The organism is Roseibium sp. 10G30-5, assembly GCF_055809635.1.
The window spans coordinates 2,054,229-2,075,719 of sequence record NZ_CM147918.1; the positions used below are offsets into that span (position 1 = coordinate 2,054,229).

Consider the following 21,491-nt stretch of genomic DNA (forward strand, 5'->3'; position numbering starts at 1 on the left):
ATGCAACGCACAGCAGAAACCCTTGTCGATGAGCTGACACTTGACGAACAGATCGCGCTGCTGTCCGGACAGGACGACTGGAGCGTTCCAACCATCGACCGCCTGAAGGTCGGCTCATTGGTTGTGACCGATGGCCCAAACGGCGCACGCGGTGGCGGCAGTATCATCGGCAACAACAAATCCACGGCCTTTCCCGCCGGTATTGCCATCGGCGCAAGCTGGAACACCGACCTGGCGCGGCGTATTGGCGCCGCAATTGCGCAGGAGACTCATGACAAGGGCGCGCATGTGCTGCTGGGACCGACAATCAACCTGCACCGCGGCCCGCTGAACGGACGCAATTTCGAGTGCTATTCGGAAGACCCCATCCTTAGTGGCCAACTTGCCGTGGCCTACGTTCAAGGACTGCAATCCCTTGGCATTGCAGCCACCCTGAAGCATTTCGTCGCCAATGAGAGCGAAATCCGGCGCACGACCGTCTCTTCAGACATGGACGAACGCACCTTGCGAGAAATGTATCTGGTGCCCTTCGAACAGGCAGTGAAGCACGGCGAAGCATGGGCTGTCATGTCCAGCTACAATCGTCTGAATGATACCTACACCTCCGAAAATCCATGGCTGCTCACGGACATCCTGCGCAAGGATTGGGATTTCGACGGAGTGGTCATGAGCGACTGGTTTGGCTCGCACACGACAGTGGAGAGCGTTGCTGCCGGTCTGGATCTGGAGATGCCCGGCCCAACCCGGGACCGTGGCGCAAAGCTGGTGGACGCTGTCGAGCGGGGCGATATTCCGGCAGATCTTATCCGTAAGGCTGCACTCAATATCCTGCGTCTTTTGATCCGCACCGGTGCCATCGACAACTTTTCAAAGCGCACTGAGAAGGCCATCGAACGCGAGGACGTTCGCAAGCTTATCCGCACAGCGGGCGCAGAAGGGATGGTCTTGCTAAAAAATGATACAACCACCCTGCCGCTTGAAGGCCCGCGAACCATCGCGGTCATCGGACCTAATGCAAAGGAGGCTCGCGTAATGGGTGGCGGCTCGGCGCAGCTGAATGCCCATCGCCTCGTCTCTCCGTGGGACGGCCTGTGTGCCGCGCTTGGAGAAGACCGCCTGACCTTTGCGCAAGGCTGTCGCAATCTGCGCTTTGAGCCGGTTCTGGAAGGCGACATCACTGTCGACTGGTTCAACAATCTGACGCTTGAGGGGGAGCCTGTGTTCCGCTCTGTCGGCGAACAGGCAACACAGTTCTTCTACCAGGACGGCGTTGCCAGCGAGGCCGTGAATCTGAAACATTTCTCCGTCCGCATCACCGGGCATTTTACGCCTGACACAAGTGGTCGTTACCGCATCGGTATGCATTGCGCCGGTCGCGCCAAGGTGTTTCTGGATGGCAAGGAAATCATCGACGGCTGGGACACATGGCAGCGCGGCGCGACCTTCTTCGAGGAAGGCAGCGATCACATGACCACCGATGTCACGCTGGAAGCAGGCAAGACCCATGAACTGGTGCTAACCTTCAAGCGTGGTGATTTTTTCAATCTTGAGGTCGCCGGTTATTATCTCGGTATCGGACGCCCCACAGACACTGCCGACATCACTCATGCAGCAGACATTGCAGCGCAAGCCGATGTCGCCGTGGTGTGCGTCGGACGCAATGCGGAATGGGATACGGAAGGCTGGGACTTGCCGGACATGAACTTGCCCGGCGATCAGGATGACCTGATCCGACAAGTCTCCGCCCGCGCTAAAAAAACAGTGGTCCTGCTGCAAACAGGCGGTCCCGTTGAAATGCCCTGGCTGGACGAAGTCGATGCCGTCCTGCAAGCGTGGTATCCGGGGCAGGAAGCAGGCCATGCCATCGCCGATGTACTGCTGGGCAAGGCAGAGCCGTCCGGACGTCTGCCGCAGACGTTTCCGGCCAGCTTATCCGATACGCCAATACTGACGGACGACCCCGCCACCTATCCGGGCAAAGACGGACATATGGTCTATACGGAAGGCCTTCTGACCGGGTATCGCCACCATGACAGTCACGACCTTCGCCCCTTGTTCCCCTTTGGTTTCGGACTTGGCTACACGTCTTTCACAATTTCCACTGTCAGTGTTGACGAGAGCCAGTTTGACCAGACCCATCGCATCACAGTGTCCGGACTCGTGGAAAACACCGGTCCTCGTGATGGCCAGGCCGGTCTTGCAACTCTATGTGGCTCCTCTCAAGGCCACCGTGGCCCGCCCAGAGAAGGAATTGAAAGCTTTTGTCAAAGTGAACGTCCCCGAAGGTGGTCGGACGAGCTTCAGCCTGACACTGGATGCGCGTGCTTTCGCCTTGGTTTTCAAGCAAAGCCCAGACCTGGATCATCGATGCGACAGACTATGAATTACGGCTCGGGTTCTCAGCCGCAGATGCCGCAACGGTGGCAACCGTCAGCCGGGCTCAGGCAATGAAACTGGACAAATAAATCAATACCTGCCCCGACCCGGGACCGAAATATTTTGGTGCGTGACCTGGTCTCAGGTCACGGAAAAGCAAAAGATCCAAATCGGCGCAAAAGCACTGCTTGTGAAAGGGAACTATGGCCATATCGCGTAAGGCACCAGCAGAAGGAACTCCGCAAACCCTCAAGCGTGGCGCGGGGGCAACCCATGTCTACGACACCTTGAAGGCTGAGATCATTGAGTTGACGCTGCAACCCGGAAGTCCCATCGATGAGGTGCTCTTATCGGAGCGTTTCTCGCTCTCCCGCACACCGATCCGCGAAGCGTTGGTCCGGCTCGCGGCCGAAGGGCTGATCACAACCTTGCCGAACCGGGCAACCGTCGTCTCCAGCATCGACTTTCTGCATCTGTCGGATTTCTTCGATGCGCTGACCCTGCTTTACCGGGTGACAACACGCGAAGCGGCTTTGAAGCACACAGCCGCAGACATCGAGACCATCCGCGCGCATCAGAGCGCTTTCGCCGAAGCTGTTGCGCAGCAGGACGCGCTGGCGATGATCGCCAGCAACCGCGAGTTTCACGTCGCCATCGCCAAGGCTGGCGGCAACCGCTACTACATCGAGCCTTTCACTCGCCTGCTGGACGAGGGGCGCCGGCTCCTGCGGCTGTATTATTCCTCGTTCAACGACAAGCTGCCGCGCCAATATGTGCAGGAGCACGATGAAATGATCGAGGCCATTCTGACAGGCAATGTCGAAGCCGCCGACCGGCTGGCGCGCGCCCATGCAGACCAGATTGTCCAACAGGTACAGTCCTATATCGCGGCAGACAATCGCACCAACCACGACTTGGCGCTTTGAGAGGCGCGATACCCTGAATCAGGACAACAAACTTGGCACAACATTTTGTATTTTTTTTGTCGACAAGATGAGATTTAGGCATGATGATTATTAGAATGCCGTTCCACAGCGCTCTTTCCAGTCTTGATGAAGGACATTGCCATGCCGTCGACCATTTTTTCCGGCTGTATTCCAGCCCTGATGACGCCCTGCACGACAGAGCGCAAACCCGACTTTACCGCCCTTGCCCGCAAAGGCCGTGAACTGATCGACGCAGGCATGTCGGCCGTCGTCTATTGCGGCTCCATGGGGGACTGGCCCCTCCTGAGCGATGAACAGCGGATGCAGGGCGTTCAGGCGTTGGTTGAGGCAGGCGTCCCAACCATTGTCGGCACAGGGGCCATCAACACCAAATCGGCGATGGCGCTCGCCGCCCATGCGGCAAAGGTCGGCGCACATGGATTGATGGTCATCCCGCGCGTGCTGTCCCGTGGCAGTTCGGCTAGCGCACAGAAAGCGCATTTTTCCGCCGTTCTGGAAGCCGGGAACGGTCTGCCTGCGGTGATTTACAACAGCCCATATTATGGCTTCGCCACCCGGGCCGACCTGTTTTTCGAACTGCGCGCCAGCTATCCCAACCTGATTGGCTTCAAGGAATTTGGCGGGTCTTCTGATCTCAGCTATGCGGCCGAAAACATCACCGCAGGTGAGGATGATCTGACATTGATGATCGGCGTCGATACCAATGTCTACCACGGCTATGTCAATTGCGGAGCCGGCGGAGCCATCACAGGCATCGGCAACGCCTTGCCAGCAGAAGTGCTGCATCTCGTCTCCCTGTGCCAGAAAGCCGCTGCCGGAGATGCAACCGCCCGCGCCAAGGCGAAAGAGCTGGAAGAAGCGCTGATGGTTCTGTCGATTTTCGACGAAGGCCCCGATCTCGTGCTCTTCTACAAATACCTGATGGTGCTGAATGGCGACACTGAATACAGCTTGCATTTCAACGAGAGCGATGCACTGACCGCCTCACAGGCCGCGTTTGCGAAAATGCACTACGACCAGTTTCGCACCTGGTATGCCAACTGGAGCAAGAGCGCCTGACGGCCCCATCTGGGTCGACCGAATAAAAAAGGCCAGCGTCAAGGCGCTGGCCTTTTTTACACGTAGAGGCGCACAGTTGCATGAGTGCGGATCATCGTCAGACGATGATGCCCTTGCGCAGGATAAAGTTGCCGTAGGAGCGCGCTTCAAGAGTACGAACCACGGCAAAGCTGCGCTTGGAACGCTCATAAAAGGCAAAGCGCTCGATACCGACCGACTGGAAGCCCTCGGCTTTCAGGAGCGGAGCGGCTTCCGCGATCACCGGAGGCACGTCATCCGGGCTGCCAACGACCTGCATGGTCAAAACCGGATCCTCGCCAAAAGTGTCCAGCGGAAACAGGGACAGAACCGCTTGCAAAGCCCGTAGCACATCGCAATCCATATGCAACTCGTGCCCAAGCACAGTTTCTGCACCAACCGAAGCGCATGGAAAATTGGCGTCCGTCAGAACAATTTCGTCGCCATGACCCATGCTTGCCAGAACATGCAGCAAATCCGGTCCGATGAATGGATCTATTCCCTTGAGCATGTCCGATACCTCCCTGAACATTACGTCACTTGTTTAGAAGTGCGGCACCACGTGCACAAACCAAGTTTGCCACCTCAGACACACTCCTCCCGCCTCAAGCCTTGCCACGGATCACCCTGCAACTGCAAGCATCGCAATAAAGCGTTATGCGCAGCACAACCGGATGACAGCCTGCAGCATCAAATTGGCCCCCTTCTCGATATCATCCCAGCCACTCTGCTCTTCCGGCGCATGACTGATCCCCTTATGGCTAGGGATGAAAATAAGCCCGGATGGACATAAACCCTGCATGGTCTGGGCGTCGTGGCCGGCCCCTGAGGGCATCCGCCGGGCAGCAAGACCGGCCGCATTTGCCGTGTCCTCCAGAAGCCCAACGAGATCCGGATCCAGCGCAACCGGAGGCAGCCAACTGCGCTCCTCGATGGTCAGCGACAGCGCCTGCGTTGCCGCAATCTGTGCTGCGCGTGTTTCCACGGCCTGTCGCAATCTGCGCATGACGGCTTCACTGGTATCGCGCAAGATGATCGAAAACACTGCGACACCCGGAATAGTGTGCGGATGATTGGGAGTCAGGCTGACATGACCAATCGTCAAACGGCTCTCGACAGTCCCCTGCTCAGCAATGATCTGCGGGAAGCTCTGTGCCAGAGCGCTGAGGCCGACGAAAGCGTCCTGGCGCAGAGCCATGGGTGTGGTGCCAGAATGATTGGCAACGCCTTTGAGCATGATCTCAAGATAGCAAACGCCTGAGATTTGCTCGACAATGCCGATGGACAGTCCTGCTGCCTCCAGCACCGGTCCCTGCTCAATGTGAAGTTCCAGAAAGGCTCGAATGTCCTCCCCCTGCGACTGGCCTGCAACAAGGTTTGCGGATCAAGCGACTGCGCCCGCATGGCCTCGGTCAGTCTCACGCCCTGCTCATCCACCGCCCCGGCGATGCCCTCGGGGGTCAAATCGCCGGCAATTGCCTGGGAGCCAAGCATCCCGCCGAAGCGACCCTCTTCTTCCGAGGTCGCGACAACCTCCAGCGCCGCTTTCAAAGGAAGGCCAGAATCTCTTACCGTGCGCGCGCATTCCAGCGCCACGCAGGCCCCCAGAGCCCCATCGAAGGCACCGCCTTCTGCTACCGTATCCAGATGCGACCCGGCCAGCACAACCGGCCCTTCACCTAGCCCCAACCGCGCAAAAAGATTGGCCGCACCATCCCGTCGGACACACAACCCGTCGGCACGCATCTGCTCGGCAAACCAGGCTCGGCACGCCATATCCGCTTCTGAGAACCCAATCCGGTTGAATCCGCCCGTATCCGGGTTATGGCCGAAGCGGTTCACCCCCCAGAAGGGACTTGAGCCGCATGAGATCAATCTTGTGGTCCTGCGGCCGCATTCAAATTTCTCCCGTTTTTTGAAGCAATTGGCGCGGAATGAACCGCGCGGTGGCTGGCTTTAGGGAAATCAATATGAATTAATTATTGCCATATTTCAATTTATCATGATTAATAAGATGAAGAATAATAGGGGAACGTAAGATGAAACGATTACTCGCTGCGGCTTTTGCCACGGCGCTTTTCGCTCTGTCTCCCGGAGCGCAGGCGCAAACACCACCCAATGTCCTTATCGTGGGGCAGATTGCCGAGCCGAAATCGCTCGATCCGCAGGCTGATACCGCGGTCAATGACTTTCGCATTCTCGTCAATATGTACGATGGTCTGGTGCGCTATAAGGATGGCACGCTTCAGGTCGAGCCAGCCCTAGCAACGAGCTGGACAATCTCCGACGATGGCAAGACCTACACCTTCAAGCTGCGCAAGGGCGTGCAGTTCCACGATGGCTCGCCCTTCAACGCTGAGGCCGTCAAGTTCGACTTTGACCGCATACTGAAGAAGGACAGCCCCTATCACGACACCGGCCCCTTCCCGCTCGCGTTCTTCTTCTCATCCGTTCAGGACGTTGTGGTGGACGACGATTACACCGTCACCTTCAAGCTGAAGACACCCTATGCACCTTTCCTCTCTAATTTGGCTTACCCAACCGGATTGATCGCCTCGCCCACCGCGATCAAGAAATATGGTAAGGACTATGGCCGTCATCCTTCTGGCACTGGCGCTTACAAGTTTGAAGAATGGGATGCCAACAAGAAGGTTGTCCTCGTCAAGAACCCGGATTATTGGGACGGCGCACCGAAGCTGGATGCAGTTGTCTTCCGTCCGATCACCGATGCCAACACCCGCAATGCCGAGATGTTGTCCGGTGGTCTGGATGTGATGGTGGAAGTGCCGCCCGACAGCCTTCAGCAGTTCAAGTCTGACAACCAGTTCACAGTTCATCAGCAGGCAGGCCCGCACGTCTGGTTCCTGATCCTGAATGAAAAGCAGCCTCCATTTGACAAGAAGGCAGCACGTCAGGCCGTCAACTACGCCATCAACAAGAAAGCGATCGTCGACAATATCCTTCAGGGCACGGCCGAAGTGGCTGCTGGTCCCACGCCTCCGGCATTTGCTCGGGCACATGACGACAGCCTGAAGCCCTATCCGTATGACCCGGAAAAGGCGAAGAAACTGCTGAAGGAAGCCGGCTACAAGGGTGAACCTCTGACGCTCTATGTCACCGAAGGTGGCTCGGGCATGCTGGATCCGGTTGCCATGGGAACGGCCATTCAGGCGGACCTGAAGAAGGTCGGCATGAACGTCAAGATCGAGAGCTACGAGTGGAACACCTTCCTGGGCAAGGTCAACCCGGGGCTGAAGGGCAAGGCCGCCATGGCCGAAATGGCCTGGATGACCAATGATCCCGATACGCTGCCGTTCCTGACACTACGCACCGGCGCCTTCCCGGACAAAGGCGGCTTCAACTCGGGTTATTACTCCAATCCGAAGGTGGACAAGCTTCTGGAAGAAGCGCGTCAGGAAACCGATCAGTCCAAGCGTGCCGAGCTCTACAAGAAGATGCAACAGATCGTGCATGATGATGCGCCCTGGGCTTTCATCGCCAACTGGAAACAGAACGCGGTGACCAAGGCTTCGGTCAAGGGCTTCAAACTGCAACCGTCGTTCTTCCTGATGCTGCAGCACGTCTCCAAAGGCCAATAATGCAAATGGAAGCGTGAAAACTGGCGAGGCCGCAAGCGGCCTCGACCTTTGCCCCACACGGGCAGAAAGTGCGGGGCCTCACCCCAAAACGAGTATCCGGCAGGCCCTCAGACTTCAGACTTCACCCAAGAAAGTCAGCCTGCCGGAGCGTTTCATCTCCAGTGCCAGCCACAGGGGCATTTGTCTTGGCCAGCTACATCGTCAAACGCCTGCTGATTGTCGTGCCCATCCTTTTCGGGCTGACACTCATCGTCTTCCTGATCATGGCAATGATCCCCGGAGATCCGGCGACAGCCATTCTGGGGGCTTATGCAACGCCGGAAAACGTCGCAAGGCTCAACGCCCAGCTCGGTCTCGACAAAAGCCTGCCTCAGCAATATTTCATCTGGCTCGGCAATCTCCTGCATGGCGATCTGGGACGATCTTACAGTCTCAATCGACCGGTCCTGAACGAAGTGCTGGAACGGTTTTCCGCCACGCTGCTTCTCGCCGGAGCCGCGCTCGTCATCTGTTCTATACTGGGACTTCTCGCAGGTGTCGTCTCCGCCGTGCGCCAATATGGCTGGGCAGACAAACTGATCACGCTTCTGGTGCTGATCGGCATTTCAACGCCCTCCTTCTGGCTCGGGCTGATCATGATCCTGTGCTTCGCCGTCAAATTGCACTGGTTCCCGGTCTCCGGCATGTACGCCATCTATGGCGGCGGTGGCTGGCCAGATCTGCTGCACCATCTGGCCCTGCCCGCCATCACACTGTCTGTGGTGGCAACGGGCGTCATCGCCCGCCTGACCCGCACCGCCATGTTGGAAGTGCTGAGGCAGGACTATATTCGCACCGCCCGCGCCAAAGGTCTGTCGGAGCGTAAAGTCATCTACAAACACGCTTTCAAATCGGCGCTGGTCAACGTTGTTCCGGTGATTGGCATTCAAGCCGGGTTCGTCATCGGAGGGGCTGTCTACATCGAAACTGTGTTCCAGTGGCCGGGCATCGGCTCCATGCTGGTCAATGCCATTGCAACGCGAGATCTTCTGCTGGTGCAGGGCGGTGTGCTCATCGTCGCGGCGGCTTATGTTCTCTTTAATCTGGTGGCCGACGTCATCCAGACGATGCTTGATCCGAGGTTGCGCTCATGAGCCAGACCGCCACGACCACACCGTCTTCCGCACCCGCTCAAGAGTCTAGGGGCAAATCCTCCCGCCCCGGTACGCTGCGCCTGCTGATGAACAACACATTGGCTGCCGCCGGATTGATCGTCTTCGCCCTCATTGTGCTGCTGGCACTGGCCGCCCCCATTCTGCCTTTGCCCGATCCTGATGCCACGGCTCCGGCTCAACGCCTGCTCTCTGCGTTTCAAACCGGACATTGGCTTGGCACAGATCAGCTTGGCCGCGATATTCTGTCTCGCCTGTTATGGGGCACCCGCGTCTCGCTGACCGTCGGCATTTCCGCCACGCTGATCGCAGCGTTGTTTGGCTCGCTTTTCGGTCTGGTGGCCGGCTATGCTGGCGGGCGTACAGATTCCATCATCATGCGCGCCATCGACATGGTCATGGCCTTTCCTTACATCCTGCTGGCGCTGGCGATCGTTGCCGTACTGGGCGCAGGGCTTTTGAACGCGCTCTACGCCATTGCATTGGTCAATATTCCTTTCTTTGCGCGGAATATTCGCGGCCTTACTCTCGGCCTGTCGCGACGCGAGTTTGTCGATGCGGCCCGGTTGACCGGCAAATCTCCGGTCCAGATCCTGTTCATCGAGATCCTGCCAAATGTATTGCCGGTCATCGTCATCACCATGTCCACCACTGTCGGCTGGATGATCCTTGAAACCGCAGGCCTGTCATTTTTGGGACTGGGCGCACAGCCCCCGCAAGCCGATCTCGGGTCCATGCTCGGCGAAGGGCGCAAGATCCTTTTCACCGCACCGCATGTTTCTATCATCCCCGGCCTGATGATCTTCGCGCTGGTGATGAGCATCAATTTGCTGGGCGATGGCCTGCGCGATGTGCTGGACCCACGTCTACGCTCCGGATCTTTGAACCGTCCGCATGCCCGCACAGCGGTGGAGCGCGCGCCTGCCGACATTCCGCCCCCATCCCAAACGCCGGGTGTGCTGGACATTCAGGGCATGAAAACCGAATTCACCATTGGCGGGTCGGTGTATAAGGCAGTCGGTGGTGTGGACCTGCATCTGAGCGACGGCGAATGTCTTGGTATCGTCGGGGAATCCGGGTCTGGAAAATCTGTCACCGCCATGTCGATCATGGGACTGGTGCCCACACCTCCGGGCAAGATAGCCGGGGGCGCTGCCTATCTGGAAGGAGAAGATCTCTTTGCCATCTCTGACCGACGGGTGCGCGACCTGCGGGGACGCTCGGTCGCCTATGTGTTTCAGGATCCACTTTCCACACTGCATCCACTTTTCACGGTGGGCGATCAGGTGATCGAGGCGATTACCGCCCACCAGCCCTTGTCAAAAAGACAGGCCCGCGACAAGGCAATTGAGCTTCTTTCCCTGGTGCGCATTCCCAATCCAAAAGAACGCCTTTCAGCCTACCCGCACGAGTTGTCTGGCGGCATGCGTCAGCGTGTGTGCATTGCCATGGCGCTGGCCAATGACACGCGGGTGTTGATTGCCGACGAACCGACCACGGCGCTGGACGTAACGGTTCAGGCTCAAATTCTCACCTTGATGAATAGCCTGCGCCGCGAGCGCAATGCGGCCATCCTCTTCATCACGCATGACTTCGGTGTTGTCTCCGCCCTCTGCGACCGTGTCGCTGTGATGTATGCCGGACGCATCGTGGAAACCGGCCCAACGCGAGAGCTTCTGGAAAACCCACAACATCCCTACACCGCCAAGCTGATCGACTGCGTACCGGTTCTAGGCGAACCGGATCGACGCATGGATGCCATTCAGGGGCGGCCGCCAGTCGTCAATGCGTTGCCCCAAGGCTGTGCCTTTGCGCCTCGCTGCCCGAAGGCACGGTCCGAATGCCGCATAGGCGACATCCCGCTTGAAATGAGCTCACCACAGCGCGGCGTGCGCTGCCTGTTTCCCATAACCGAAGGAGGTTTCGATGACCCGTCAGCAGCCTGAGGGCCCGGTGGGGCAACCGGACGACGGCGCAAAGCCATTGCTCACGGTCCGCGGCGTCGGAAAAGTGTTTGGCGGAGAGCGCAAGCTGTTTGGCGGTCACGCGCCTGCCGTTCATGCTGTACAGAGCATGACCCTGGATGTTCGCCGTGGGGAAACCCTCGGCGTGGTTGGTGAGTCCGGCTGCGGCAAGTCCACACTTGCCCGCCTGCTTGTGGGGTTGGACCTGCCAACCTCCGGCAGCATCACCTTTGATGGTGAAAACCTCACGACTCTGGCCCGCAAAGATCGACGTGCTCTTTCCCGCAAAGTGCAATATGTCTTTCAGGATCCGGTATCATCACTCAATCCGCGCAAAACCATCCGCACCATTCTGGAAGCGCCCCTGAAACATCTGACGTCGCTGGACAAGGCAGGTCGCGCGGCGCGACTGGATGAACTGTTGGACGCCGTCAATCTGGCGCCAGAGTTTCTGGAGCGCTACCCCCACGAGTTTTCCGGCGGACAGGCCCAGCGCATAGGCATCGCCCGCGCCCTCGCCGCCAATCCGGAACTGATTGTGCTGGACGAACCTGTTTCGGCGCTGGATGTCTCCGTTCAAGCACAGGTCCTCAATCTGCTGGACGACCTTAAAGGCCACTTTGGCCTGACCTATCTGTTCATCAGCCACGACTTGTCAGTGGTAGAGAGCGTCAGTGACCGGGTGGCTGTCATGTACTTCGGTCGAATGGCCGAGCTTGGCCCGGCCAATCAGGTTTTCGCCCGGCCGTTGCATCCTTATACGGACTTGTTGATGCGGTCGGCCCCAGCGCCCGGTCGCGATACACTGCTCGCAGAAGATGGCACTGCCGAATTGCCCGATCCCTATCACCCGCCAAAGGGATGCGCCTTTGCGGCACGTTGCGCACGCGCGACAGACAGATGCCGTGCCGCACAACCTGAAGAAACGCAAACAGTTGGCCAAACATCCCGCCATATCGCCGCTTGCTATCATCCCCACGCACAGGCATAGCACTGCGGACCTTCAGCCCCAGCAACACAGAAGACAAGAATGAAAATTCCCGCCGGCGCAACCAACCCGACAACGCAGAAAAAGCTTCGCCGCTCCGATCTGGTGGCCCGCCAAATTCGCGAGCAAATCATCGAGGCGAACCTGTTGCCCGGCGAGCGCGTGCCGAACGAATGGCTTCTGACAGAAACCGTGAAGGTTTCGCGTGGCACCTTGCGAGAGGCTCTGAAGGTTCTGGAATATCAGGGGCTGATCACCACCAAAAGCGGTCCCGGTGGCGGTGTCTTTGTCTCTTCAGTCAAACCGTCAGAAGCAATCCGCTTGCTGGACAATCTGTTCTTGTTCGATCAGCCAACGATTTCCGATATTTACACCATGCGCAAGCTGCTGGAGCCGGAACTGGCCGCAGCCGTCGCCGGAAACCTGAACGACGAAGGCTTTCAGGCACTGCAAAATTGCATTCGTCTGTATGAAGATGAACCGCAGACAGCAGAGGAAGAATACAACCAGCGGCTGGCCGAACTGGATTTCCACGAAGAGCTCGCGCGCCACTGCGGCAATCCTCTTCTCGCGTTCACCTGTTCCTTTCTGTTGTCGCTGCTGCGCGACATGACGGTATGTCGGGCGATCTACCGCGCCCCCAACCCGGCCATGCGCGAAACCGGGCTACACTATCAAGTCCGCCTGTTGCGGGCGATCCGATCCGGCGACCGGGAATTGTGCCGGATGATCATGCGTGGACACATGATGGAAGCCGAGAAATACATGTTGGAGACAGCGGCCATGCACAGCCCGCTCAAAGCGCGCACTGACGACACCGCACCACACCAGGAGACCGGATCCGCATGAGCCATTTCCATCCACCGCACGAGCACATGGGCCACACGATCCACAAACACCAGACACATCTGGGCTGGGATCGGACCATTGCCCCTGTTCAGGTTGTGAAGAGCGGCGTGGAAATTCTGTTTCAGTGCAAGGATGCAGCAGGAGGGCACTTCAGTCCGTCCAGCACCGTAGAAGACATTGCGCGGATGGCGAACGCCGAGGCCAATCCGGTCAGCGGTCCAGTGTTCGTGGAAGGAGCCGAGCCGGGCGACGCTCTCAAGGTGGACATTATCGCCTTCAATCCCTCCGGTTTCGGCTGGACAGCCGTTTTGCCCGGCTTTGGTCTTCTGGCCAACCAGTTCACCGAACCGGCCTTGAAACTCTGGTCCTATGACAGGGTCAATCTTCATCCCGTCGCCTTTTCCGATCAGGCCTTCGTGCCGCTTAAACCCTTTCCCGGCACAATCGGTTTGGCACCGGCCGCCAGCGGGCGACATTCCGTTATTCCACCACGTCGCGTTGGAGGAAATCTCGACATCAGAGATCTTTCAGCAGGAACAACACTTTATCTACCGGTCGAAGTACCGGGTGCATTGCTGTCCATCGGCGACACCCACGCCGCGCAAGGCGACGGTGAGGTCTGCGGAACAGCGCTGGAAAGTGCCATGGATGTCGTGGTTCGGGTCGAAGTTGTCAAACACGCAGCCCCAAAGACCCCACGTTTTGTCACGTCTGGCCCGGTAACAAACCATCTGGATGGCAAAGGCTATATGGTCACCACCGGCATTGGCAGTGATCTCATGCAGGCCTCCCGCGACAGCGTCAGCGCCATGATCGATCTTTTGACGGCCATGACACAGATGACGGCGCATGAGGCCTATATGCTGTGCTCAGTCTGCGGCGATCTGCGGATTTCCGAAGTGGTCGACGCGCCCAACTGGGTCGTGTCCTTCTATTTTCCGCAGATCGTGCTGGGCTGACATCGAGATCAGCCGCCCTGCTGCAATTTCTTGATCAGGACAGAGGCCAGCTTGCCATCATATTGGCCCGCACGTTCAGACTTCAGCGCGCCCATGATCTGGCCGATATTGGCACCGCTGTCCAATTGCCCTTGAATATAGCTTTCCAGCTCGGCTTCACTCATCTGCTTTGGCAGATAGGCATCCAGAGCCCTACGTTCGACAGCGATCTTCTCGCGCACATCTGGTGCTTCGGCGCCCCCGAGTGCGGCTTCGGTTTCAGCAATGCCCTTCAGGAACTTCTTCACTTCCGCCACAACCTCTTCATCGGTCATGTCGCGCGGCGGGCTAAAAGTCTTGCTCTTGGTCTGAATGGCCCCCTTCAACGTCACGAGAACGGACGCCTCCGGCGCTCGCGCTTTCCGAGCGGTCAAAGCATCTGCGCTAATCTGGTCAACCAGGTCATTCATCTCTTCCTTGTTCTTGTCGACAACACTGTCGTTGCGGGCAAGATTCGTCTTTCGGCAAGCGAATGCAAGCCCGAAGACATTCTTCACGACAGTTTGGCATCTTCCCCCTGAATCATATGCACCTGAACCCCATCACCACAGACCTGTTTGGCAATATCAACCACATGGCGATGGTGGGTCAGGTAGATCGCCTGTCCGGTCTGGCCGATCCGGCTCATCAAACGACAGGCCGCGCGGGTCCGGTCCTCGTCGAATGTTTCAAAGATATCATCACAGAAGAAGGGGAGCACCGAGCCCCCTGCAGCTCGTTCTTCATAGGCTGCGGCTCGCAGAGCCAGATAAAGCTGAAAGCGCGTCCCTTTGGACATATCTTGTTCACGCGCCTGCTTGACCGTGCCTTGCGCATCGACGACTTGCAAAATTTCCTTGTCGCCATCCGGCACGGTGCGCAAGCCGGTGTAGACCCCGTTGGTCAGGTCGGAGAAAGCATGCTCCGTCGCCGTCAACATGCCTGAGCGGTGCTTGTCACGGTAGCGCCGTAGGGCTTCCTCTGCCAGCCGATGCCCCAACTTCAATTCAAGATAATTACGGGCAATTTCCTGCAATTCAAGCTCAAGCGTCTGCCGAGAGGCTGTCAAACGAGCAACATCCTCCTCCCCTGTGACCTTGTCATAAGCAATCTGTGCCGTGATGCGTGCCTCCGTCGCAGCTTTGCTCAACACTTCCGCAGCCTCCAGACGCTGGTTCATCTCGATAAGCTCTGCCTTGACCTCAGAGACGTCCAGATCGGCACACAGCGTTCGTACGTCCTCAAGCGACATGCATCCAAGCCGGTCACAGATCTGAACACTCTGATCGTCAACCCGTTGCCGCTCTGCAATCGTCCTCTGCGTCTCGGCAACTGCGGTCCTCAGATCTTCCAGCGTTTCGGTGACGATGCGAGCATCAAACCGGGTCGCAAGCGTTCGCACCTTTTGCTCAAGGTCCGACAAGACCTCCTGTTCTTCTGCAAGCTGTTTCACCAGCCCATTGCGCTCTTCAGTCTTTGTTGCCCATGCATCCGCGATCTTGCGCGCCTCCGCATAGCGCTGATCCAGCGTTTCATAAAGGCTCAACAGCGCGGCGCCATGCGCCCGGTCGCTTGTGATCGGTTGCATACTCAGATCTTCAAGGCCCTGCCGGAGAGCTGCCGTATCCGCTGTCATGACATCAAGCTGCTGCTGCGCGCGGGTCGCCTCCTGCGCCGCCTCACGCAGGTTGCGCAAGGGTTCCAGCGAAGACAACACGCGTTCCGCAGACACCGCATCTGGCAAATTCTGGCGCACCAAGACATGCCATGCGGCATCCGCATCCGCAGCCCTTTTGCGCGCTTCAGCAAGACGAGCGGTCTTGATCTCAAGTGCCTTGCGATCACGCGCAATGTCTCGTTCAAGTTCCTGACATCGCCTGCGCACCTCACAGAATTCTTTAACCCGAGCTTCGGCGCGCACCAACATATCCGGCAAGGGCACATCTGTAGCAAGGCCCAGCGCGTCAGCCAGCTCGGCCTGCAAACGACTGGCCCGCACCACCGTCTCGCGGTGCTCCTCTTCCACGGCCTCAAACTGTGCAACCTTCGAATGCGCGAGGTCCAGATCACGCAGCCAGTCGACCAGCTCGGCAGGCTCCAGCGCGACGGTTACCCCCATATCGCGCAAAGCCATGTCTTTTCTCCCCTCAAGAGCGACAAGCGCCTCACCGAGACGGACCTGCTTGCGTCCGGCCTCGTCCCGGCTCACCTGCAACTGCGCAAGGTCATGCTGAAGCTGACGCAACTGGCCAAGATCACTGGCCTGCACAGCACGCGCATCCCCCTTGAGGTCAGCCTCGCTTAAAAGGACTTCAAAGCGCGCTGCACTGTCACGCCCCAACTCCGCTTTATGTGCCTGCCAAGCCGTGTCCCGGGTCTGCCGCACCCGCACCAGTTCCTCATCTGAAACAAGTCCCGGCCGATTTTGCAAAGCGGCAATATCGGTCTCTTTTCCCGCAATCTGACTTTCCAGCCGGTCCGTCTCGTCCCTCAGGCTTTCCCCCTGTTGGCGCAACGCCAACAGGTCTTCCTGCATCTGGCTGGCTTCGGACACAAGCAAGCAAAGCGGCGGCAAAATATCAAAGATCTGTCCCTTGCGCGCCACCGCATCACGCGCGCGGCGAGCCTCCTTCGCAGCCTGTTTCAGCGCAACCGCTGCCAGCGCGTAATCCGCGGCCAGACGTGGCGCAGCACGGGCATCCAATAGAGTTTCAAGGGCTTCATCAGCGCTGGACAAAGTCGCCCTCTGCTCTGCCAGGGCGTCATCCTGCCTGCGTTGAAGCCCTTCTGTCTCAGCAATCTGGCTTTCCTGCTCGCTGACTGCTGTTCGCGCCTGCGCCAGCGCGTTGCGCGTTTCTTCCATGTCCGCCAAAACGGTTGCAGGCAACATCAGGCTGTACAGATCATCCAGAGCACAACTGCGAGTATTTTCCAGGCCCAGCTCTGCCGCCGCCCGACGCATCTCATCTGTTGCAATAACCAGCGAGTGCTCGTGGTTAGGCCGGTCTCCCTGATGCATTGCGACGCGTTGCTGCAGGGGACGCAGATGGTCCAGAACGGCCTTCAAACTCAGATCGGCAGGCCTTTCCTCAAGAGCGGAAAGCGTGTCCTCCAGCGCAGTGAGATCCGCGGTCAATCTTGTCACGCCGCGCCGCGCCGCCGCCTGTCTGTTCGACCAGTCGACCAATTCTTCCGCGTCAATTTCAAGGTGCTCGGGATAATGTGACACAGAGGACAGCGCACTCAAGCGGCGATCAATCTCAAGCAGCATCGGCAAGGCTTCATTCAGCGCCCGTAGCCGCTCAAACGCCTTGCGCGTCTCAAGTTTTCCCGCTTCCGCTGCGTCCTCCCGGGCCTTTGCACCAGCCAGTTCTTTCTGCAGGGTCTTGTATTGATGGGCAGACACATCAAGAGCGCGGATCTGCGTATTGACTTCTTTCAGGTGGCGATTGACCTCGGCAAACCGCGATTTCTTCCCGTTTTTCAGATACAAATCCCGTGCCGTCGCATCGATTGCATCCAGCCGCTCGGACAGCGCACTGACCCCGGCGCTTGCCGAAAACAACAACCGCCCGATGTCGCCCTTGCTCGCAACAATTTCCTCCCCCCCTTTTCAAGGGTGGCGTCATCCAGACAGAGCAACTGGCGATAATCATCTTCACTCATGCCGCCCAAACGCGCACTCAGGAAGGTTTCGGGCACCGGCGCGTCATGTTCATTGACAAGGGAAGCTGCGCGGGTCGGCAGACGCGTCAGATGATGCAAGCCCTCACGCGTCTCCAGAATCCCCGAGACGCGCAGATTCTTGCGCTGGTGCTGAAAGTCATAAGGCTCGCGCGCATGAAACCCATAAAGAAGGCGCAGATACCCTTCCATCGTGGTGGTCTTGCCCGCTTCATTGGGACCATAAATGATATGAAAATCCGGCGCATCGGCGCGGGATGCGCCAAAGTCATAGGTCTTGTCGGTAAACTGGCCAAAGACATCAAGGGAGAAACGGCGCAACCGCATCAGCCAATCTCCCCGCCACGCAACATGGCACTGACACGGGCAGCCCCCTCCAGGCTCAAATCCGCGCGCAATCGTTCAAAATCTGTTTCGTGCGGGATCATCTCCTGGCGACCGCCAGCGGGGAGCTGCGCAAAAACCGTTTCCATTTCGTTGCGAGCGTCTTGCTCAAATCCCGGTTCTTGTCGGATCTCATCCATCAGACGAACAAGCTCGGCCATGGCTTCCACCTCGTCTGCCATGCCTGTCCCATCCCGAGAGGCGCTGATCGACAGGCTGAGTTTTTCCAGCCAAAGCCGGCCTGTTGCCTGCGCCTTAGCCAGCCAGCGTCTCACGCCAGAAATCCTGAGTCACGGCGCAAGTGCCAGCCAAGATCCGTTGCCCCCATCAACCGGACCCGCAAGATCCCACTGTCCGAGACGAGAGCCTCAGCCGTCCCCGCGATCCGCTGACCGGTCAAACTGCGCAGATCATCCAGTGTTTCCAGACCAGTGACATCAATATCAAGCTGCACAAATTCGACAGAGGACGTCGCGACTTCGTCCAGGGTGATCACGCCTGCCTCGATGGTCAGCAGCGTGGCCGATTTTGGCCCGGCCTCCCCAATGTCGCGCCCTTGTGGAATGCCCGGCATGACCACCCAGGGGGCATCCGCATGGACCTGCCGCTTGTGTACATGACCCAGCGCCCAATAATCGAAGCCGCAGCCGGTCAACTCTGTCAGATGGCACGGGGCGTAGGTATCATGTCCCTCCGCCCCTGCCAATGATGTGTGCAGCATGGCAATATTGACCGCATGAGGAACGGGCGCATGAAACTTGGGCAGCAGACTTTCCGGCGCATGGCGATTGTTGAAACTGACCCCATGCACCCAAATGCCCGTCTCACCGATCTGAACCTTGCCACCGCGCCCGTCAAACACATGCACGTTGTCTGGGAACGGTACGTCTCCGGTAAGTGGATTTTCGGCATCGTGATTGCCCTTGATGTAGAACACCGCAATTCCAGCGTCGCGCAATCGGTCAAGCTCATTCACAAGGAAGGCTGCCGTTTTGGCGCTGCGCTCTGTGTTGTCGAACAGGTCCCCGGCAATCAGCACAGCGCAAACGTCTTCTGCCACGGCGATATCAATAATCCGCGTCAGGGCAAGACGACTGGCAGCCGACACCTTTTTTTGAAGGTCCTCATTGCGCAGAGCAAGGGATTTGAGCGGTGAGTCCAAGTGGACATCAGCGGTGTGGAGAATTTTGTACAAAATCAGCCAGCCAGAATTCAAACATCTTTTGAAAAGCCTAGCGGATCTGTCTCAAGGATGCGAGAGCCGATCCCGGCATCGCGCTGACACCTAAGGTCATGCTATACTTCAGACGGCACGTGGCGACAGTCCGGAAAGTGGTGATCCCGACGCGATTCGAACGCGTGACCCTCAGATTAGGAATCTGATTCCAGGCAAGTCACGCGAGATCACCCACGATCACGCTACATCATTAAACTGTTGAAACTAATGCCTTTCTAGACGACCTACAGATCAAGGCATGTCACGCTGCATCACGCTCAATCACGTTCTGCCGCTTACATTGCGCTTACATATGTCGACATCGATCAAGATCACCAAACGCTTCGTCGACCAGTGCCGAAGCCCCCACCTACAAGAACCAGACCTTCTTCTGGGACAGCACCACCACCGGCTTCGGCCTGCGCGTCACGGAGGCTGGCACCAAGAGCTACGTCTTCAGGTATCGAGATCACGCCGGACGCGAGCACCGCGGGACAATTGGCAAACACGGCGCCCTGACGCCTGAGCAGGCCCGTGAGGAAGCCCGCGATCTTTATGCCAAAGTCCGGCGCGGTGACGACCCTTTTGCGGAGAGAAAGGCCCTGAAGGCAGCTCCGGATGTCTCGAAGCTCTGCGACGACTATATTGAGCGCCACGCCAAGCCGAACAAGCGCCCACGCTCACTCGAAGGTGACGAATCCCTCATCCGCCGGATCATCAAGCCGCAGCTCGGCAAGAAGAAGGTTCAGGATGTCACCCTTCGAGACATCGAGCGCGTGGCCGCCTCGATGAGCGACACGCCGACTACAGCCAATCGCCTAGTCGCTCTCCTAAGCAAGATGTTCAACCTGGGCAAGCGCTGGGGATGGTGCCTCCAGAACCCGACAGAAGGCTGGAAGAAGCATCATGAGGAACGTCGCGAACGCCCGCTTAGCCCGAAAGAGCTAAGTCGTCTCTTTGAGCTAATGGACGACCATCCCAACCAGAAGGCGTGCGATGTCATCCGCTTCCTGCTGCTCACCGGCGCCCGATGCGGCGAGGTCTTCAACATGACCTTGAAGCACGTCGATTTGGAAGCCGGCATCTGGGTGAAGCCCTCCCACAACACAAAACAGAAGCGCACGGAGAGGCTGCCGCTATCCAAACCGGCGATCGCCTTGCTGAAGCAACGTCATAAGCGGCGCTCTGAGGAGGATACCCACGTGTTCCCTAGCAAGGAACCGGGAAAGCCTCTTACGACGCTCAAGACGTTCTGGGGGCGCATCAGGATCGAGGCGGGCATTCCCGATGCACGTCTCCATGACCTGCGCCACACGACAGCAACTGTGCTCGCAAGCTTGGGAGCATCCCTGCCAATGATCGGCCGGCAGCTCGGGCATACACAGCACCAAACGACCATGCGCTACGCCCATCTCTACGATGATGGCGTCCGCGAATACGCAAACAAGTTATCAGACGCTCTTAGCACAGCGACCCATGGCCCGAAGAATGAAGATTGATTACAAGATCCTCACTGACGAGGAAATGCGGAGCCTGCCGGAAGACGCCCATCCTATCATACGCGTCCGTATCACCGGCGTCGAGGATCACGCCGCTAAACGCTATCTATTCGAAGAGCTGGGACCGCTGTCGGAAGAACGACTGGATGAATGCATCACGGACATTGAACGCATACTCCACATGTACCTCTACTGGAACAGGCGCCTAAATCTCTACAGCGGCTTCGACATGTTCGAGTCGCGAGCAGCGAAACAAGCCTTCGCAGCGCTGGCAAAGCACCTTAACGCTGCGCATAAGCTACTTATGGACATGGACGACCTCACCCTAGATCAGATCAGCATGGGTGTTGAAGAAGAAGATGCGAATGAAGCCGAGCATTTCGAACCGGTATATTTTCGATATCATACCCGCCTCGTCGCAAAAGCTGCAGAAGGCATTGAACGCGCGATTGAGCCAACGCGTGGTCGCCCCGCTCGTGATGACCTAATTGACGCTTTGCAGCAACTTGGGATCTTGTTTGAGGATATGACCGGTCAGAAGCCCGGCTACTCAAGCGCACCTGAGCTGAAGCCAGGATCGGCGGGACAGGGGCGTCATGGCCCCTTCGTTCGCTTCGCAATGCGCATCCTGGGGATCGTGGAACGCTCCGAAAGCGCCATCGACAACGCCATCCGTCGTTATGTTGAACAGGAAAACCGGCGGGAAACGGCCCGTCACGGATCAGTGGAAGAATATGGCCTGATCAACCCTCAATAATCCTCTGCAAAGCACGATCTACA

General features: G+C 58.0%; 15 protein-coding genes, 1 tRNA gene and 3 pseudogenes. 11 read left to right on the forward strand and 8 right to left on the reverse strand.

The window, feature by feature from the left end; genetic code table 11:
* The 3 genes and pseudogenes from AC0L7U_RS10430 (at window position 1) to AC0L7U_RS10440 (ending at window position 4,382) form a co-directional block, all read left to right on the forward strand.
* Window positions 1-2,465: pseudogene (locus AC0L7U_RS10430) on the forward strand (beta-glucosidase).
* Window positions 2,466-2,579: 114 nt separating this feature from the next.
* Entirely contained in the window at window positions 2,580-3,302 is a 723-nt protein-coding gene (locus tag AC0L7U_RS10435; protein WP_473690486.1) for a GntR family transcriptional regulator, read from the forward strand.
* A 141-nt stretch (window positions 3,303-3,443) separates the two neighbouring features.
* Window positions 3,444-4,382, forward strand: coding sequence for a dihydrodipicolinate synthase family protein (locus tag AC0L7U_RS10440; RefSeq protein ID WP_473690488.1), 939 nt, complete (start codon window positions 3,444-3,446; stop codon window positions 4,380-4,382).
* Between the two features lie 97 nt (window positions 4,383-4,479).
* Here AC0L7U_RS10440 and AC0L7U_RS10445 read toward each other — a convergent pair whose 3' ends face one another.
* The 3 genes and pseudogenes from AC0L7U_RS10445 to AC0L7U_RS10455 all read right to left on the reverse strand — a co-directional run.
* Window positions 4,480-4,911 (reverse strand): RbsD/FucU family protein, encoded by a 432-nt coding sequence (locus AC0L7U_RS10445; protein ID WP_473690490.1) that lies wholly within the window; start codon window positions 4,909-4,911, stop codon window positions 4,480-4,482.
* Between the two features lie 144 nt (window positions 4,912-5,055).
* Window positions 5,056-5,745 carry a hydantoinase/carbamoylase family amidase gene (locus tag AC0L7U_RS10450; protein WP_473695759.1) on the reverse strand — a complete coding sequence of 230 codons (690 nt, stop codon included), beginning with the start codon at window positions 5,743-5,745 and terminating at the stop codon, window positions 5,056-5,058.
* Window positions 5,746-5,927: 182 nt separating this feature from the next.
* Window positions 5,928-6,176, reverse strand: a pseudogene (locus AC0L7U_RS10455) (M28 family peptidase); the annotation flags it as partial.
* A gap of 263 nt (window positions 6,177-6,439) precedes the next feature.
* Between AC0L7U_RS10455 and AC0L7U_RS10460 the strand changes: the two are divergent.
* The 6 genes from AC0L7U_RS10460 to AC0L7U_RS10485 all read left to right on the forward strand — a co-directional run bounded on the left by AC0L7U_RS10460 (window position 6,440) and on the right by AC0L7U_RS10485 (window position 13,910).
* The gene (locus AC0L7U_RS10460; protein ID WP_473690492.1) at window positions 6,440-7,999 is read left to right on the forward strand and encodes an ABC transporter substrate-binding protein; all 1,560 of its coding nucleotides are present in this window, start codon (window positions 6,440-6,442) and stop codon (window positions 7,997-7,999) included.
* A 185-nt stretch (window positions 8,000-8,184) separates the two neighbouring features.
* A complete protein-coding gene (locus AC0L7U_RS10465) occupies window positions 8,185-9,132 on the forward strand; it encodes an ABC transporter permease (protein WP_473690494.1) in 948 nt (315 codons plus the stop codon).
* Entirely contained in the window at window positions 9,129-11,096 is a 1,968-nt protein-coding gene (locus AC0L7U_RS10470; protein WP_473690496.1) for a dipeptide/oligopeptide/nickel ABC transporter permease/ATP-binding protein, read from the forward strand. The genes AC0L7U_RS10465 and AC0L7U_RS10470 overlap by 4 nt, the downstream gene beginning before the upstream one ends.
* Window positions 11,077-12,105, forward strand: a complete 1,029-nt coding sequence (locus AC0L7U_RS10475; RefSeq protein ID WP_473690498.1) for an ABC transporter ATP-binding protein — start codon at window positions 11,077-11,079, stop codon at window positions 12,103-12,105. Before AC0L7U_RS10470 ends, AC0L7U_RS10475 begins: the two co-directional genes overlap by 20 nt.
* A 39-nt stretch (window positions 12,106-12,144) precedes the next feature.
* Window positions 12,145-12,951: a FadR/GntR family transcriptional regulator gene (locus AC0L7U_RS10480; protein ID WP_473690500.1), complete on the forward strand. Its 807-nt coding sequence runs from the start codon at window positions 12,145-12,147 to the stop codon at window positions 12,949-12,951.
* Window positions 12,948-13,910, forward strand: a complete 963-nt coding sequence (locus tag AC0L7U_RS10485) for an acetamidase/formamidase family protein (RefSeq protein WP_473690502.1) — start codon at window positions 12,948-12,950, stop codon at window positions 13,908-13,910. Before AC0L7U_RS10480 ends, AC0L7U_RS10485 begins: the two co-directional genes overlap by 4 nt.
* Window positions 13,911-13,918: 8 nt before the next feature.
* On the opposite strand, the gene AC0L7U_RS10490 is transcribed toward AC0L7U_RS10485, so the two are convergent.
* From AC0L7U_RS10490 to AC0L7U_RS10510, 5 genes and pseudogenes are all read right to left on the reverse strand, one after another.
* The gene (locus tag AC0L7U_RS10490) at window positions 13,919-14,446 is read right to left on the reverse strand and encodes a GatB/YqeY domain-containing protein (protein WP_473690504.1); all 528 of its coding nucleotides are present in this window, start codon (window positions 14,444-14,446) and stop codon (window positions 13,919-13,921) included.
* Window positions 14,443-17,939, reverse strand: a pseudogene (locus tag AC0L7U_RS10495) (AAA family ATPase). Before AC0L7U_RS10495 ends, AC0L7U_RS10490 begins: the two are co-directional and overlap by 4 nt.
* A complete protein-coding gene (locus tag AC0L7U_RS10500) occupies window positions 17,939-18,271 on the reverse strand; it encodes a hypothetical protein (protein ID WP_473690506.1) in 333 nt (110 codons plus the stop codon). Before AC0L7U_RS10500 ends, AC0L7U_RS10495 begins: the two are co-directional and overlap by 1 nt.
* A complete protein-coding gene (locus tag AC0L7U_RS10505) occupies window positions 18,268-19,158 on the reverse strand; it encodes a metallophosphoesterase family protein (protein WP_473690508.1) in 891 nt (296 codons plus the stop codon). Before AC0L7U_RS10505 ends, AC0L7U_RS10500 begins: the two co-directional genes overlap by 4 nt.
* A 171-nt stretch (window positions 19,159-19,329) precedes the next feature.
* Window positions 19,330-19,402 (reverse strand) — tRNA-OTHER (locus AC0L7U_RS10510).
* 229 nt (window positions 19,403-19,631) lie between these two features.
* Here AC0L7U_RS10510 and AC0L7U_RS10515 point away from each other — a divergent pair.
* Window positions 19,632-20,711 carry a tyrosine-type recombinase/integrase gene (locus AC0L7U_RS10515; RefSeq protein WP_473695761.1) on the forward strand — a complete coding sequence of 360 codons (1,080 nt, stop codon included), beginning with the start codon at window positions 19,632-19,634 and terminating at the stop codon, window positions 20,709-20,711.
* Window positions 20,701-21,468: a hypothetical protein gene (locus AC0L7U_RS10520; protein ID WP_473690510.1), complete on the forward strand. Its 768-nt coding sequence runs from the start codon at window positions 20,701-20,703 to the stop codon at window positions 21,466-21,468. The genes AC0L7U_RS10515 and AC0L7U_RS10520 overlap by 11 nt, the downstream gene beginning before the upstream one ends.
* Window positions 21,469-21,491 lie beyond the last annotated feature (23 nt).

Excerpts from the sequence above, each read along its gene's own strand:
- AC0L7U_RS10435 (WP_473690486.1), top strand. The coding sequence starts at position 2,580 with ATGGCCATATCGCGTAAGGCACCAGCAGAAGGAACTCCGCAAACCCTC.
- AC0L7U_RS10440 (WP_473690488.1), top strand. The coding sequence starts at position 3,444 with ATGCCGTCGACCATTTTTTCCGGCTGTATTCCAGCCCTGATGACGCCC.
- AC0L7U_RS10475 (WP_473690498.1), top strand. The coding sequence starts at position 11,077 with ATGACCCGTCAGCAGCCTGAGGGCCCGGTGGGGCAACCGGACGACGGC.
- AC0L7U_RS10470 (WP_473690496.1), top strand. The coding sequence starts at position 9,129 with ATGAGCCAGACCGCCACGACCACACCGTCTTCCGCACCCGCTCAAGAG.
- AC0L7U_RS10485 (WP_473690502.1), top strand. The coding sequence starts at position 12,948 with ATGAGCCATTTCCATCCACCGCACGAGCACATGGGCCACACGATCCAC.
- AC0L7U_RS10520 (WP_473690510.1), top strand. The coding sequence starts at position 20,701 with ATGAAGATTGATTACAAGATCCTCACTGACGAGGAAATGCGGAGCCTG.
- AC0L7U_RS10460 (WP_473690492.1), top strand. The coding sequence starts at position 6,440 with ATGAAACGATTACTCGCTGCGGCTTTTGCCACGGCGCTTTTCGCTCTG.
- AC0L7U_RS10445 (WP_473690490.1), bottom strand. The coding sequence starts at position 4,911 with ATGCTCAAGGGAATAGATCCATTCATCGGACCGGATTTGCTGCATGTT.
- AC0L7U_RS10480 (WP_473690500.1), top strand. The coding sequence starts at position 12,145 with ATGAAAATTCCCGCCGGCGCAACCAACCCGACAACGCAGAAAAAGCTT.